The organism is Microbacterium soli (assembly GCF_039539005.1).
GTDB lineage: Bacteria > Actinomycetota > Actinomycetes > Actinomycetales > Microbacteriaceae > Microbacterium > Microbacterium soli.
The window spans coordinates 1232549-1245381 of sequence record NZ_BAABCP010000001.1 but is presented as its reverse complement, the minus strand read 5'-3'; the positions used below and the strand labels follow the sequence as shown (position 1 = coordinate 1245381).

At 69.8% G+C, this 12833-nt stretch carries 11 protein-coding genes and 1 pseudogene; 7 read left to right on the top strand and 5 right to left on the bottom strand.

Features of this window, described 5'->3' with window-relative positions; all coding sequences use genetic code 11:
* Positions 1-106: 106 nt before the first annotated feature.
* Positions 107-1014, bottom strand: a pseudogene (locus ABD770_RS05760) (IS5 family transposase); the annotation flags it as partial.
* 862 nt (positions 1015-1876) lie between these two features.
* On the opposite strand from ABD770_RS05760, the gene ABD770_RS05755 reads away from it, so the two are divergent.
* The 4 genes from ABD770_RS05755 to ABD770_RS05740 all read left to right on the top strand — a co-directional run bounded on the left by ABD770_RS05755 (position 1877) and on the right by ABD770_RS05740 (position 5013).
* Positions 1877-2002 (top strand): hypothetical protein, encoded by a 126-nt coding sequence (locus tag ABD770_RS05755; protein ID WP_344818572.1) that lies wholly within the window; start codon positions 1877-1879, stop codon positions 2000-2002.
* Positions 1989-2444, top strand: coding sequence for a hypothetical protein (locus ABD770_RS05750; protein ID WP_344818571.1), 456 nt, complete (start codon positions 1989-1991; stop codon positions 2442-2444). The genes ABD770_RS05755 and ABD770_RS05750 overlap by 14 nt, the downstream gene beginning before the upstream one ends.
* A 68-nt stretch (positions 2445-2512) precedes the next feature.
* Positions 2513-3421 carry an ABC transporter ATP-binding protein gene (locus tag ABD770_RS05745; protein WP_344818570.1) on the top strand — a complete coding sequence of 303 codons (909 nt, stop codon included), beginning with the start codon at positions 2513-2515 and terminating at the stop codon, positions 3419-3421.
* Complete coding sequence (locus ABD770_RS05740) at positions 3418-5013, top strand: ABC transporter permease (protein WP_344818569.1); 1596 nt, start codon at positions 3418-3420, stop codon at positions 5011-5013. Before ABD770_RS05745 ends, ABD770_RS05740 begins: the two co-directional genes overlap by 4 nt.
* Positions 5014-5044: 31 nt before the next feature.
* Here ABD770_RS05740 and ABD770_RS05735 read toward each other — a convergent pair whose 3' ends face one another.
* From ABD770_RS05735 to ABD770_RS05720, 4 genes are read right to left on the bottom strand one after another with little or no spacing between them, the layout of a single operon-like run.
* Positions 5045-6214 carry a thiolase family protein gene (locus tag ABD770_RS05735; protein ID WP_344818568.1) on the bottom strand — a complete coding sequence of 390 codons (1170 nt, stop codon included), beginning with the start codon at positions 6212-6214 and terminating at the stop codon, positions 5045-5047.
* 25 nt (positions 6215-6239) lie between these two features.
* Entirely contained in the window at positions 6240-6896 is a 657-nt protein-coding gene (locus ABD770_RS05730; RefSeq protein ID WP_344818567.1) for a 3-oxoacid CoA-transferase subunit B, read from the bottom strand.
* On the bottom strand, positions 6893-7582 hold the full coding sequence (locus tag ABD770_RS05725; protein ID WP_344818566.1) for a 3-oxoacid CoA-transferase subunit A: 690 nt from the start codon (positions 7580-7582) through the stop codon (positions 6893-6895). Before ABD770_RS05725 ends, ABD770_RS05730 begins: the two co-directional genes overlap by 4 nt.
* Positions 7579-8979, bottom strand: a complete 1401-nt coding sequence (locus ABD770_RS05720) for a dihydroorotase (protein ID WP_344818565.1) — start codon at positions 8977-8979, stop codon at positions 7579-7581. The genes ABD770_RS05725 and ABD770_RS05720 overlap by 4 nt, the downstream gene beginning before the upstream one ends.
* Positions 8980-9200: 221 nt before the next feature.
* Here ABD770_RS05720 and ABD770_RS05715 point away from each other — a divergent pair, with 221 nt between their 5' ends.
* The 3 genes from ABD770_RS05715 (at position 9201) to ABD770_RS05705 (ending at position 12823) form a co-directional block, all read left to right on the top strand.
* Entirely contained in the window at positions 9201-10082 is an 882-nt protein-coding gene (locus ABD770_RS05715; RefSeq protein ID WP_344818564.1) for a carbon-nitrogen hydrolase family protein, read from the top strand.
* Positions 10079-11407, top strand: coding sequence for an aminotransferase family protein (locus tag ABD770_RS05710; RefSeq protein ID WP_344818563.1), 1329 nt, complete (start codon positions 10079-10081; stop codon positions 11405-11407). The genes ABD770_RS05715 and ABD770_RS05710 overlap by 4 nt, the downstream gene beginning before the upstream one ends.
* A gap of 63 nt (positions 11408-11470) precedes the next feature.
* A complete protein-coding gene (locus tag ABD770_RS05705; RefSeq protein ID WP_344818561.1) occupies positions 11471-12823 on the top strand; it encodes an MFS transporter in 1353 nt (450 codons plus the stop codon).
* Positions 12824-12833: the final 10 nt, after the last annotated feature.

The window sequence follows — 12833 nt, the reverse complement described above, 5'->3', positions numbered from 1 at the left end:
TCGCCGTTCTGGGAGCGGCCGACGCGGGCCTGGCTGGTCATCATGCTCACAAGGATACCGTGACCGCGAGTTGATCTCCCTCGATGCGCTCCGGAGCCGACATGCTGCCGAGCCAGTGCAGAGTGGCGGCGAGGCAGAGGCCGGCGTGGTAGTTGCGGGCGAGCTTGTCTGAGCGCATCGCTATCCCGCGCCACTGCTTGAGCTTGTTGAAGCACCGCTCGACGACGTTACGGTCGCGGTAGCGGGCCCGCTGCTCGTCACCGAAGTCGATCGGCCGGCCGCGCCGCTTGCGTCGGTGAGCGATCTGATCCTCACGCTCCGGGATCGTCGCCGCGATCCCGCGCTCGCGCAGCCCGGCCCGGTTCGCCTTCGATGGGTAGCCCCTGTCCGCGAGCACCCGGTCCGGCCTCGACCGTGGCCTACCCCTCGCGCCGGGGACGCGGATCTCGCGCAGCGTCGCGGGCAGCATGCTGGTGTCCGCCGCCTGCCCCGGGGTGAGGATGAACGCGAGAGCGCGTCCCTTCCCGTCGCAGACCAGGTGATTCTTCGTCGTCAACCCGCCACGGGAGCGGCCGATCGCATGATCGGGCGGCTCGTCACCGAACTTCTTGTAGTTCGACAATGCCCCCCGGTGGTGCGCGGAAGGGTCGCACCATGCTGATGCACGCGCACGATCGTGGAGTCGATCGACGCGACCCAATCCAGATCACCGGACTGCTGCGCGAGCGACTGCGTCTTCTCCAGCACCCGCGCCCACACGCCCTGCTCGGACCACCGGTTGAAGTTCTTGTAGATCGTGTTCCAGTTCCCGAACCGCTCCGGCACGTCCCGCCACGGTGCCCCGGTCCGGAACCGCCACGCCATCGCCTCGACCGCCGTGCGCCGATCCACCGGCGGCCGACCCGTCGACTTCGCAGTCGGGAACAGCGGCCCGATCACAGCCCACGCCTCATCCGAGATCACATCACGCAACACGGTCCAAGATTCGCCCACGAGGCACCCGAAGGCGTTTATCAACACGGCCTAGTCAACCTGACAAATGATGCCGCCAACCGGAGCCGACGGGTTCAAAGTGCTCTGATACGAACTGGCGAGTTGAAGCCTCGTAGCAGGTCGGCCAAGGGTGTAGCCCGAACCGAGGTTCCACGGCTCCCCAAGCCGCAAAAAGTGCTAACGAAAGTGCTAAACAACCTGTAGGTTGGGGTATCGCGATGGAGTTATCCACAGGTCAGATGTCGTAGATCGTTGGTTTCATGCGGCAGAACGCTCTACCGAGATTCGCGGCGCGAGGGGGTCGAGGTCAGTTCAAGTCCCCCCTCGCGCACGGTGTCCTGAGTCGCGACATAGTTTACGGACTGGTCGCAGCTCAGGACTTTTTCGTGTCTTGGGGTGTTGACGGCTGGCGGGGGACTGGTGAGTCGCGTGATCGTTGACGGTGCTGGTCAAGGGTTCTTGGGTTGGTAGTTCTTGGTGGGGTCGATGGTGAATTCGGCGATGATCTCGCCGGTGTTCATGCTGCTGACGGTGCGGCGGCTTCCACGTGGGTGAGGCCCTGGTCGGTGACAGCGCGGACGATGACGAGGTTCTTCGGCTTCATCCGTCAACGATCACGCGACTCACTCGTCAACGATCACGACCCTCGCGTCGTCAACGATCACCCGACTCAGGTGTCAACGATCACGAACCGGATCCCCGCGACCAGCCGTCAACGATGTCCTGAAACCAGACACCCCCTCGCGCACGGTGAGTCGGCCCGTAGGCCCGACGAGTGAATGGGTTCGGTGTGTTCGTGCCGATGGACGCGCCGTGATCGGGTTCTTCCCCTCCGCGCAGATCGCCGCTGTCGGGATCGCGGACATCTCGTATGGTCGTCCCCATGGACATCTCATCGCTGATCATGGGCGCATCGATCGCGTCCATCGTGTGGATCGCGTGCTACCCGTGGTCCAAGCTCAGACGGCTCAAGCAGCTGGAGGAGGAGAGCCGGGGTGCCGAGTCGTAGGCCGGCGAGCGGCTGCGCGACGAGGACGACGGGCCGCGGGCGGGCGGCGGCGGCCGCCGCGAGCCTGCTCGTCGCATCCGTGTCGGCCGGCTGCTCCGGTGCGACGGTGTGCCCGGCGATCGGTTGGTCGAACACGCTGACGGTCGAGCTCGGCGGCGACGCGGCGGTCGTCGACCGGGTGCAGCTGTGCACGGATGCCGGGTGCGCGCCTGCGGAGGACATCGACCCGTCGGGGCCGCTCGGACTCGTCACCGTCGCGGAGCACGACACCGACGCCTGGATCTTCTCCGTGGCCGGCCTGCCGGAGACGTTCACGGTGCGTGCTCTCGATGTCGACGGAGCAGTGCTCACGGAGTCCGAGGTCGCGCCCGAATGGACGCGCACGGGCGGCACCGAGCGCTGCGGCGGGCCGAGCGAGGCCGTCGTCTCGACGAGGGTCTGAGAAGACGGCGGGGACGCGGTGTAAGTTGATTCCCCTGATGAGGCGTGCCGATCGGAGGGACATCGCCGATGAACGCGGAGCACGTGATCGAGGTGCGGGGTCTGGTCAAGAGCTTCGGCAGGTTCCGGGCCTTGAACGGTCTCGACCTGAGCGTGGCCGAGGGCGAGGTGCACGGTTTCCTCGGGCCGAACGGCGCCGGCAAGTCGACCACGATCCGCGTGCTGCTGGGGCTGCTGAAAGCCGACAGCGGCACCGCGAAGGTGCTCGGCGGGGACCCGTGGCAGGACGTCGTCGAGCTGCACCGACGCCTCGCATACGTGCCCGGGGACGTGTCGCTGTGGCCGAACATGACCGGCGGCGAGGCGATCGACCTGCTCGGGGCGATGCGCGGCGGCCTGAACGAGCAGCGCCGCGCGGAGCTCGTCGAGCGCTTCGAGTTGGATCCCACCAAGCGCGGGCGCCAGTACTCGAAGGGCAACCGTCAGAAGGTCGCGATCGTCTCCGCCCTCGCCTCGGACGCCGAGCTTCTGATCCTCGACGAGCCGACGAGCGGCCTGGACCCGCTGATGGAGGCGGTGTTCACCGAGGTCGTCGGCGAGGCGAAGGCGCGTGGCGTCTCGGTGCTGCTGTCCAGCCACATCCTCGCCGAGGTCGAGACCCTCGCCGACCGGCTCTCCATCATCCGTGACGGCAGGATCGTCGAGACCGGCACCCTGGGCGAGATGCGCGCGCAGGCGCGCACGACCATCCGCGCCAGGCTCGAGCGCATCCCCGTCGCCGCCGATCTCGCATCGCTGCACGACGTGCATCTGGACGGCGGCAGGCTGACGGCGACGGCCGACGCGGACAGGATCGGCGACGCGATGACGCTGCTGGCACCATACGGTCTGGCATCGCTGACGGTGGAGCCGCCGTCGCTGGAGTCGCTGTTCCTGCGTCTGTACGAGAACGACGCGGATGCGGCGGCGGAGCCGTGAGCACGGTGCTCGCGGGCATCCGCCCGCTGCTGGTCGCCTCCCTGCGGCACGACCTGCGCGGCTTCGCCCCGTGGATCGCCATCGCCACGGCGCTCTCGGCGTCGTCCGTGCTCGTCTATCCGTGGATCTTCCCCACCGCCGAAGACCGCGCGGGCCTGTCGACCGCGCTCCGCGCGAATCCCGCCCTGGGCATCGTCTTCGGCCCCGCCTTCGATGTGCACACCAGCGACGGGTTCAACGCCTGGCGGTCGCTCGCGCTGGCAGGGTTCCTCGTCGCGCTCGGCGCGATCCTCACCGTGACGAAGGCCACCCGCGGCCAGGAGGACTCCGGTCAGGCGGAGCTGCTGGCCTCGGGCGTGCTCGGCCGCGGCAGCCGACTGCTCGCCGGCGTCGGTGTGGCACTGATCGGCTCCGTCCTCGTCGGCGTCGTCTCCGCCGCCGTCACCGGGCTGTGCGGAGGGGACTGGCCGGCGTCGGTGCTGCTGGCGGCGACGTTCACCGCGACCGGATGGATGTTCACCGGCATCGCGGGGGTGACCGCGCAGCTCGGCTCCGACGCCCGCACCGCGAGCTCCCTCGCCGTCGGCGCCCTGGGCGTGCTGTTCATCATGCGCGGATTCGCCTACTCGGTCGGCGCCCCATCGTGGACGATCTGGATCAACCCGCTGGGGTGGATGACCGAGACCCGACCCGCGACCGGGAACGACGGGTGGCCTCTCCTGTACGCGCTCGCCCTCACCGTCGTCGCGCTGATCATCGCGTTCGTGCTTCAGGCCCGTCGCGACTTCGGTCAGGGCGCCATCGCGCCCCGCCCCGGCCCCGCCCGAGGACGGGTGCGGTCCACCCGGCACCTGGCGGTCACGCTGAACAGGGGTCCGATCCTCACCTGGACCATCGCGTTCGCCCTGCTCGGCGTGGTGTTCGGCTCCTTCGCGGCGTCGATCCAGGACCTGCTCGGCAAGGACAGTGCGGTCGCCGCGATCCTCGCCGCCGGCGCCGCCACCCCGGAGGCGCTCACGAGCGCGTTCCTCGTCACGATCCTCAGCCTCGTCGGCATCATCGCCGCGATCCCGGGCGTGCAGGTGATGGTCAAGATCCGCAGCGAGGAGATGGAGGACCGGGTCGAACCCCTCCTGGCCGGTGCGGTCTCGCGCCCCCGCTTCTACGCGTCGAACGTGGTCCTGGCGCTGATCGTGCCGGCGGTGCACGTCCTCATCGCGGGTGTCATCATCGCCGCGCTGGCCGCCGGTGCGGACATCGGCGCGGGATTCGGCGACACCGTCCTGCAGGCGGCGGCAACGATCCCCGCCGTCTGGACGATCACGGCCGTCTCCGTCGCCGTGATCGGCGCGCGTCCCGAGGTGTCGCTCGCGGCCTGGGTCGGCGTCTTCGCCGCATTCGTGCTGACCCTGCTCGGGCCGACGTTCAAGCTGTGGGACTGGGTCCTCGCGATCAGCCCCTTCTGGCACGTCCCGAACGTCACCGAATCCGGTGCCGACGGATGGGGACTGCTCTGGATCAGCCTGGTGACGCTCTTCCTGCTGCTGGTCGGGTTCGTCGGCTTCCGTCGCCGTGACCTCGCCACGACCTGACGTCGCGTCCGCTCCCCGCGATCCGCGCGGATCAGCGTTCCAGCACGACGGCCAGCGCCTGGCCGACGCCGATGCAGATGGCCGCGACGCCCACGCCGCCACCGCGACGGCGCAGCTCGTGCGCGACGTGCCCGAGCACGCGGGCGCCGGAGGCGCCCAGCGGGTGACCGATCGCGATCGCACCACCATGGATGTTCACCGCGGCCGGATCCAGCTCGGGCCACGAGCGCAGGCAGGCGATGCTCTGCGCGGCGAAGGCCTCATTGAGCTCGAGGACGTCGACGTCCTGCCAGGTCCGGCCGGCTCGTGCGAGCGCGCGGTTGGCGGCCTCGACGGGCGCGATGCCGAACAGGTGCGGCTCGTTCGCCGCGACGCCCCGACCGGCGATGCGCGCAAGGGGCTCGTCGGGCAGCGCGCCCTCGGCACCGATCAGCAGCGCGGCCGCCCCGTCGCTGAGCGGGGACGAGTTGCCGGCGGTCACGGTGCCGGCCTCGCGGAATGCCGGGGCGAGCCCGGCGAGGGCCTCGAGCGAGGTGTCCGCACGGATGCCCTCGTCGCGCTCCAGGGCGACGCCGGGCACGGCGACCGTCTCCTCCGCGAAGACGCCCCGATCCCAGGCCTCGGCAGCCCGACGATGGCTGGCCAGGGCGAACCGGTCCTGCTCCTCGCGGCTGATCGAGAACCGATCGGCGAGGATCTCGGCCGTCTCACCCAGGGAGACGGTCCACTGATCCGGCATCCGCGGGTTCGTCATCCGCCACCCGAGCGTCGTCGAGTGCATGGTCTCGTGACCGGCGGGGAAGGCGCGGGAGGGCTTGAGCATGACCCACGGCGCGCGGCTCATGGACTCCACGCCGCCGGCGATCTGCAGTCGCGCGTCGCCCGTCTCGATCGCCCTGCTGGCCTGGATCGCGGCCTCCATGCCCGAACCGCACAGCCGGTTCACCGTCGCACCCGCGACGGACACCGGGAGCCCTGCCAGCAGCGCCGCCATCCGGGCGACGTTGCGGTTGTCCTCGCCGGCCTGGTTCGCATCCCCGAGGAGCACCTCGTCGATGCGCGCGGTGTCCAGCTCGGGGTGCCGCTCGATCAGTCCGGTGATCACACCGGCCGCCAGATCGTCGGGACGGATGCCGGACAGCGACCGGCCCAGGCGCCCGAACGGCGTGCGGACGGCGTCGTAGACGAAACTCGCCGACATGGTGTCTCCTCTCAGGTCGGGGCCCTCAGGCCCCGGACTCGGTGGCGTCGATGAGCGTCAGACCGGTCAGGTCGCTCAGTTCGGCGACCGTGTTGTCGCCGAACAGGGTGATCACGGCCAGCCCGTCGCCGGTCACGTCGAAGACGGCGCGGTCGGTGTAGACGCGGCTCACGCAGTTCAGCGCGGTGACGGGATACGTGCACTGCGAGACGAGCTTGGAGCTGCCGTCCCTGGCGAGCAGGTCGGTCATCACGAACACGCGCTTCGCGCCCAGGGCGAGGTCCATCGCCCCGCCCACGGCGGGGATGGCGTCCGGCTCACCGGTGGACCAGTTGGCGAGGTCGCCGTGCTCGGACACCTGGAACGCGCCGAGTACGCACACGTCGAGATGTCCGCCGCGCATCATGGCGAAGGAGTCGGCGTGGTGGAAGTACGCGGCGCCGGGTTTCGCGGTCACCGGCTCCTTCCCGGCGTTGATGAGATCCGGGTCCTCCTGACCGGCCGGGGGGCGACCGCCCATCCCCAGCATCCCGTTCTCGGTGTGCAGGATGATCTCCCGGTCTGCGGGAAGATGGTCGGCCACGAGGGTCGGCGCGCCGATGCCGAGGTTGACGATCTCGCCCTCGCCGATCGCGGCGGCGATGTGCGCCGCCAGTTCGGAGCGGCTGATGCGCGTGGTCATGCGTCTGCTCCTGTCTGCGTGCGTGCACCGACGGGCACGACGTGGTCGACGTAGATGCCCGGGGTGATCACGGCTTCGGGGTCGAGGTCCCCGAGTTCGACGACCTCGTCGACCTGGGCGATCGTCGTCCGCGCGGCCGCGGCCATGACGGGGCCGAAGTTGCGGGCCGTCTTTCGGTACACGAGGTTGCCCCAGCGGTCACCGCGGTGCGCACCGATCAGTGCGACATCGGCGTGCAGCGGATGCTCGAGGACGTACATCCGTCCGTCGATCTCGCGGGTCTCCTTGCCCTCGGCGAGGAGGGTTCCGTAGCCGGTGGGGGTGTAGAACGCGCCGATGCCGGCGCCTGCCGCGCGGATGCGCTCGGCGAGGTTCCCCTGGGGCACGAGTTCGAGTTCGACCTCGCCGCTGCGGTACAGCGCGTCGAAGACCTGGGAGTCCGCCTGCCGGGGGAACGAGCACACGACCCTGCGCACCCGGCCGGCCGCGAGGAGGGCGGCGATGCCCGTCGTGCCGTTTCCGGCGTTGTTGCTGATGACGGTGAGGTCGCCCGCGCCGTGGGCGACGAGCGCGTCGATGAGCTCGACGGGCTGTCCGGCCGTGCCGAAGCCGCCGATCATCACCGTCATCCCGTCGCGGATCGCGGAGACGGCCTCCGCGGCATCCGCCGTCGTCTTCGAGATCATCCGAGCGCTCCTCCTTCTGCGCCGCCGGTCGCGGCGTCGAGCCCGACCAGGCGCGCGTGTCCGTCCGGGGTGCGGGCGGTGCCGTCGGCATAGACGACCGCACCCCGTGCGATGGTCGCCCACACGCTGTCGGTGAAGCTGCGGCCGTCGTAGGGCGAGGCCGTCGCGACGCCGCCGAGGCGCGCCGAGTCGAAGGGCTCGGGGACGCCGAGATCGATGAGGGCGATGTCGGCGTCGGCGCCCAGCGCGATGCGGCCCTTGCCGGGGATGCCGTAGCGCCCGGCGGCGTTGCGCGAGGTCAGTCGGACGACGGCCTCCGGATCCGGGTCGTCGGCCAGCAGCTGCAGGGCGGCGGGCAGGATGACCGCCGACCCGTTCGGGATGCCGGCGCGCGCGCCCCAGATGCCCTTGTCGATCTCCTTGGTCGGGGCGTCGAACGGGCAGTGGTCGCTGCCGAGCGTGTCGATCTCCCCCCGGCGGATCGCGGCGGCGAGGTCGTCGCGCTCGGCGGGGGTGCGCAGCGGGGGGTTCACCTTGCCCCACGTGCCGAGCTCATCCTCGCAGCTGAAGGTCGTGAAGTGCGGGCACGTCTCGAAGACGACGTCGACACCCGCTGCCTGCGCGCGCAGGACGGCGACGTCGCTGCCGACGCTGATGTGCGGGATGGCGATCGGGCAGCCGGTCGCACGGGCGAACGCGAGCGCGCGGCCGATCGCCTCCGTCTCGGCGATGGCCGGACGGGCGCGGTTCCACGAGGGGAGGGAACCGGCCGGATCGGCGGCTTCGACGCGCGTGCGGGCGGCGTCGACGATCTCCATGTTCTCGGGGTGGACGGTCAGTCGTCCGCCGGGGATCCTCGCGACGAGGGTCATGAGTTCGAGGATGGTCGCGTCGTCGATCCCACGGATGCCGCTGGGCGAGGCATCCGTTCCCTTGTAGCCCATGAAGCACTTGAAGCCGCGCACCCCGTATCGGCGGTGCAGCTCGGCGACCTGGCCGATCTGCTCACTCCCGACGATCCCCAGCTGCGGGAAGACGTCGACGAGGCTGTTCTCGGACACGGCGTCGGCCAGACCGTCCATGAGCTCGGTGTACGAGTCGGGCGAGATGAGGAACGGGAAGATCGTGGTGACCCCGCCGGCCACGGCCATCCGTGTCTCCGTCACCAGGTCGTCGTACACGCTGTGCGGGCCGTTGCCCAGATGGATGTGCGGGTCGATCGCACCGGGCAGTGCGAGACGTCCTTCGGCGTCGAGCACGTTCGGTCCGGTGGCGCCGACGCCGACGGCGGATGCCGTCAGGGAGACGATCCGCCCGTCGACGATGCCGATGTCGACGGGGTCGCCGTCGATCGTCAGACGAGCGTTCCGGATGCTGAGGTCGTCGCGGGTGCGCATGATCCGAGCTTCGCAGATGGGGGATGCACATGCCAGGACCGAATCGGGCATGGACTGAGATGAACTCGATATGAATGCACGGAACTCGATTATGTGCGATTTCAACTCAATCAGGGACTGATCAGGTATTGGACACGGATCGCAAGTGGTGGAAATGTTGCTGCGCACAACAGCCCGTCGTCGCCGAGCATCCTCTCGGCACCACCGAGACAGGAGTCAGAGTGCCTTCCACCCGCATTGCCATCGCCCAGTTCGAGAGCACCGCCGCCGTTGAGGCGAACCGCGCGAAGATGGTGTCGATCGTCGAAGAAGCCGCGGCCAACGGCGCCAAGCTCGTCCTCTTCCACGAACTGGCCACCACCGACTACTTCTGCTACGACGACGGCGACACCGACCACTTCGCGCTCGCCGAGACCGTCCCCGGCCCGTCGACGGACGCCCTGCTCGACGCCGTGCGCCGCACCGGCGCCGCCGTGCTGCTCCCGCTGTACGAGCTCGACGGCGACACCCGGTACAACACCGTGGTCTACCTCGACCCCGAACGCGGCATCACCGGCAAGTACCGCAAGACCCACATCCCCGTGCTCGGCGACACGAACGGGCAGAAGGGCGCCGACGAGGGGTTCTACTTCTCCGGCGGCGACACCGGCTTCGTGCTCCCCGACCCCATCGCGGGGATCTCGACCGGGTCCGTCATCTGCTACGACCGGCACTTCCCGGAGTGCGGCCGTGCGTACGCGCTGCAGGGCGCGCAGATGCTGTTCGTGCCCACCGCGTCCTACCGCGACTCGATCATCCGCGAGATCTGGCGCTCCGAGCTCCAGGTGTACGCGTTCCAGAACAGCATCTACGTCGCGGGCGTCAACAAGGTGGGCCCCGTGCTCGGCGACGGCGTCGTGCCCGGCTCGCGCTACCCCGGCCAGTCCGTCGTGTTCGACCCGCGCGGGCAGGTGCTCGTCGAGTGCGGCGACGGTGAGGAGATCGCCTACGCGGACGTCGACCCCGAGTTCTGCGACAGCGTGCGCGGCGGCGCCATGAACTTCTTCGGCGCTCGCCGGCCGGAGATGTACGCCTCCCTGGCCGCGCCCAAGGCCGCAGAATGAGCGAGGCGGCAGCGGTCGTCACGCCTCCGACCACCACCGAGCACCTGCTCGGTGCGGGCGCGCATGCGGCCGATCTCCCCTACGCGGTCTCCGGCGACGGCGTGTACATCGAGAGCCTCGACGGGCGTCGCTTCCTCGACGGCAGCTCGGGAGCGCTCGCCGCGAATCTCGGGCACGGCAGGAAGGACATCGCCGCGGCCCTGGCCGCACAGGCGGAGGCCATCGCCTTCGCGCACCGCACCCAGTTCCGCAACGGTCCGACGGAGGAGCTGGCCGCGCTCATCGCGGATGCCGCCCCCGGCGACCTCGAGCGGTGCCTGTTCGTCAGCAGCGGGTCCGACGCCAACGAGCTGGCGCTGAGCCTGGCCGCCCGCTACTGGGCGGCACGGGGCGAGCAGGGCCGCACGGTCGTGCTCGCCCGTGACCGGAGCTACCACGGGGCCACGCTCGGTGCGCTCTCTCTCACCGGGCTGGCCGAGCGCCGCGAGGGCATGGAGCGCTATCTGCTGGAGCTGGCGCGCATGCCCGCGCCGGCCCCCGAGCTGACCGACGACGACGAGGCGGACCTGCTGCGCCGCGTCGACGCCGCCTTCGACGTCGTCGCGGACGGAGCGCTGGCCGCGGTGATGCTCGAGGTCGTCAGCGGAGCCGCAGGCGGTGCCATCGTGCCGTCGAACGCGTACATCGAGCGCGTGCGCCGCCGGTGCGCCGAGGCGGGTGCGCTGCTCATCGTCGACGAGGTCATGACCGGATTCGGTCGGACCGGACGGGCGTTCGCGTGCGAGCATTTCGGCCTCGAGCCCGACATCCTGACCTTCGGCAAGGGGGTCAGCGGAGGCTACGGCGCCCTGGCCGGGGTCATCGCGCGTCCGGCGATCGCCGACCGGCTCGCCGGCGCCGGCGGGGTGGGCCTCGGGCACACCTACATGAACACGCCGATCGCGAGCGCGGTCGGACTGGCCGCCTCGCGGATCACCCTCGACCCGGAGTTCCTCGCCGAGGCGGATCAGCGGGGTGCCGAGCTGCGTGCTCTCCTCCGGGGCGAGCAGCTCCGGCGGCCCGAGGTGATCACCGCGGTGCGGGGCATCGGCCTGATGAACGCCATCGATGTCGTCGCCCGTGACGGGGCGGCAGCACACAGGATGGGCGACCTGCTCGGGGCGCTGCGGGAGGCCGGGCTGATCCTGTACCCGGCCACCCCGTACCACTCGGGGGAGAGCCGCATCCTGACCGTGATGGTCGCACCCCCGCTGGTCATCACCCCGGACGAGATCCGGGACCTCGTCGAGCGCCTGCGCGCGGGCCTCGACATCTATCACCGCTGAGGGTCGTCCCGTTTTGCGTTTGCAGCGCGATGGACTTTCATAGCACGACGAAGGAGTTAGGCAATGAATGCAGTGAACAAGAGTGACCTGGAGGTGGGGGAGCAGGCGTCGCCGGGGATGATCCGACGCGTCATCGCCTCATCGACGGCGGGGACGGCGCTGGAGTGGTTCGACTACTTCGCGTACGGCACCGCTGCCGCCCTGGTGTTCAACGAGGTGTTCTTCTCGAACATGCCGCCCGCCCTGGGCACGCTCGCGGCGTTCCTCACCTTCGCGGCCGGGTTCATGGCCCGCCCGCTCGGGGCGATCTTCTTCGGTCACCTCGGTGACAAGCGGGGTCGTCGGTTCACCCTCATCATCACGATGACCGTGATGGGCGGTTCGACGGGTCTGATCGGTCTGCTTCCGACCTACGACCTCATCGGCGTCGCCGCGCCGCTCCTGCTCCTGCTGCTGCGTCTGGTGCAGGGGTTCTGCCTCGGCGGCGAGTGGGGCGGTGCGACGACGCTGGTGCTCGAGCACGCCCCGGCGGACCGCCGCACGCGGTACCAGATGTTCGTGCAGCAGGGCGCCCCACTCGGCACGCTGCTGTCGACGGGGCTGTTCAACCTCTTCGGTCTGCTGTCGGACGAGGCGTTCCTGGCCTGGGGCTGGCGCATCCCGTTCCTGCTGTCGTTCGTGCTGCTCGCGATCGGGCTCTACATGCGCCTGGGCATCGCGGAGTCCCCGCTGTTCGAGAAGGCCGCCCGTGCCGACCGTCTGGCCAAGCTCCCGTTCGCGACTCTGCTGAAGACCTCCTGGGGCCGCGTCATCGCGGGCTTCTTCATGGTGCAGCTCAGCGTCAGCGGCTTCTACGTGGTCACCACGTTCATGACGAACTACGGCACCGAGACGCTCGAGATGCCGCGCAGCCTGGTGCTCAACGCCATCCTCGTCGGAACCGTCGTCGAGATGGTCATGATCATGATCTACTCCTGGGCGGGCGACAGGTTCGGAGCGCCACGGGTCTTCATGGTCGCGGCCTTCCTCGCCGCCGCCTGCGCCTTCCCGGTCTTCGCCCTCGTCGACACCCGCCAGCCGGCGCTGGTCGTGCTCGGCATCGTCATCGGCATCGGCCTGGTCACCTCGCCTTTCGGCATCGTGGGCGTGATCCTGGGCAGCTTCTACACCGACGCGACCCGGTACAGCGGTCTCGCCGTCACCTACAACATCGGCGGCCTGGTGGGCGGCTTCATGCCGGCCGTCGGCGTCGCCATGATCGGAGCCTCCGGAGGAAGCTCCTGGGGGATCGCGCTGCTGCTGACCATCATCGGCGTCTCGTCGCTGACCGGCTGCATCGTCGGCCAGCAGCTGCTGCGCCGGGCGGCGTCCCACGAGAGCGCGGCGGAGGAGGGGTACACCCTGGCGGCCTCGTGATCACGGGATT

Bases quoted from the DNA above. Each gene is read 5' to 3' on its own strand.
- ABD770_RS05755 (WP_344818572.1), top strand. From the start codon at position 1,877: ATGGACATCTCATCGCTGATCATGGGCGCATCGATCGCGTCCATCGTG.
- ABD770_RS05745 (WP_344818570.1), top strand. From the start codon at position 2,513: ATGAACGCGGAGCACGTGATCGAGGTGCGGGGTCTGGTCAAGAGCTTC.
- ABD770_RS05735 (WP_344818568.1), bottom strand. From the start codon at position 6,214: ATGTCGGCGAGTTTCGTCTACGACGCCGTCCGCACGCCGTTCGGGCGC.
- ABD770_RS05730 (WP_344818567.1), bottom strand. From the start codon at position 6,896: ATGACCACGCGCATCAGCCGCTCCGAACTGGCGGCGCACATCGCCGCC.
- ABD770_RS05725 (WP_344818566.1), bottom strand. From the start codon at position 7,582: ATGATCTCGAAGACGACGGCGGATGCCGCGGAGGCCGTCTCCGCGATC.
- ABD770_RS05720 (WP_344818565.1), bottom strand. From the start codon at position 8,979: ATGCGCACCCGCGACGACCTCAGCATCCGGAACGCTCGTCTGACGATC.
- ABD770_RS05710 (WP_344818563.1), top strand. From the start codon at position 10,079: ATGAGCGAGGCGGCAGCGGTCGTCACGCCTCCGACCACCACCGAGCAC.
- ABD770_RS05705 (WP_344818561.1), top strand. From the start codon at position 11,471: ATGAATGCAGTGAACAAGAGTGACCTGGAGGTGGGGGAGCAGGCGTCG.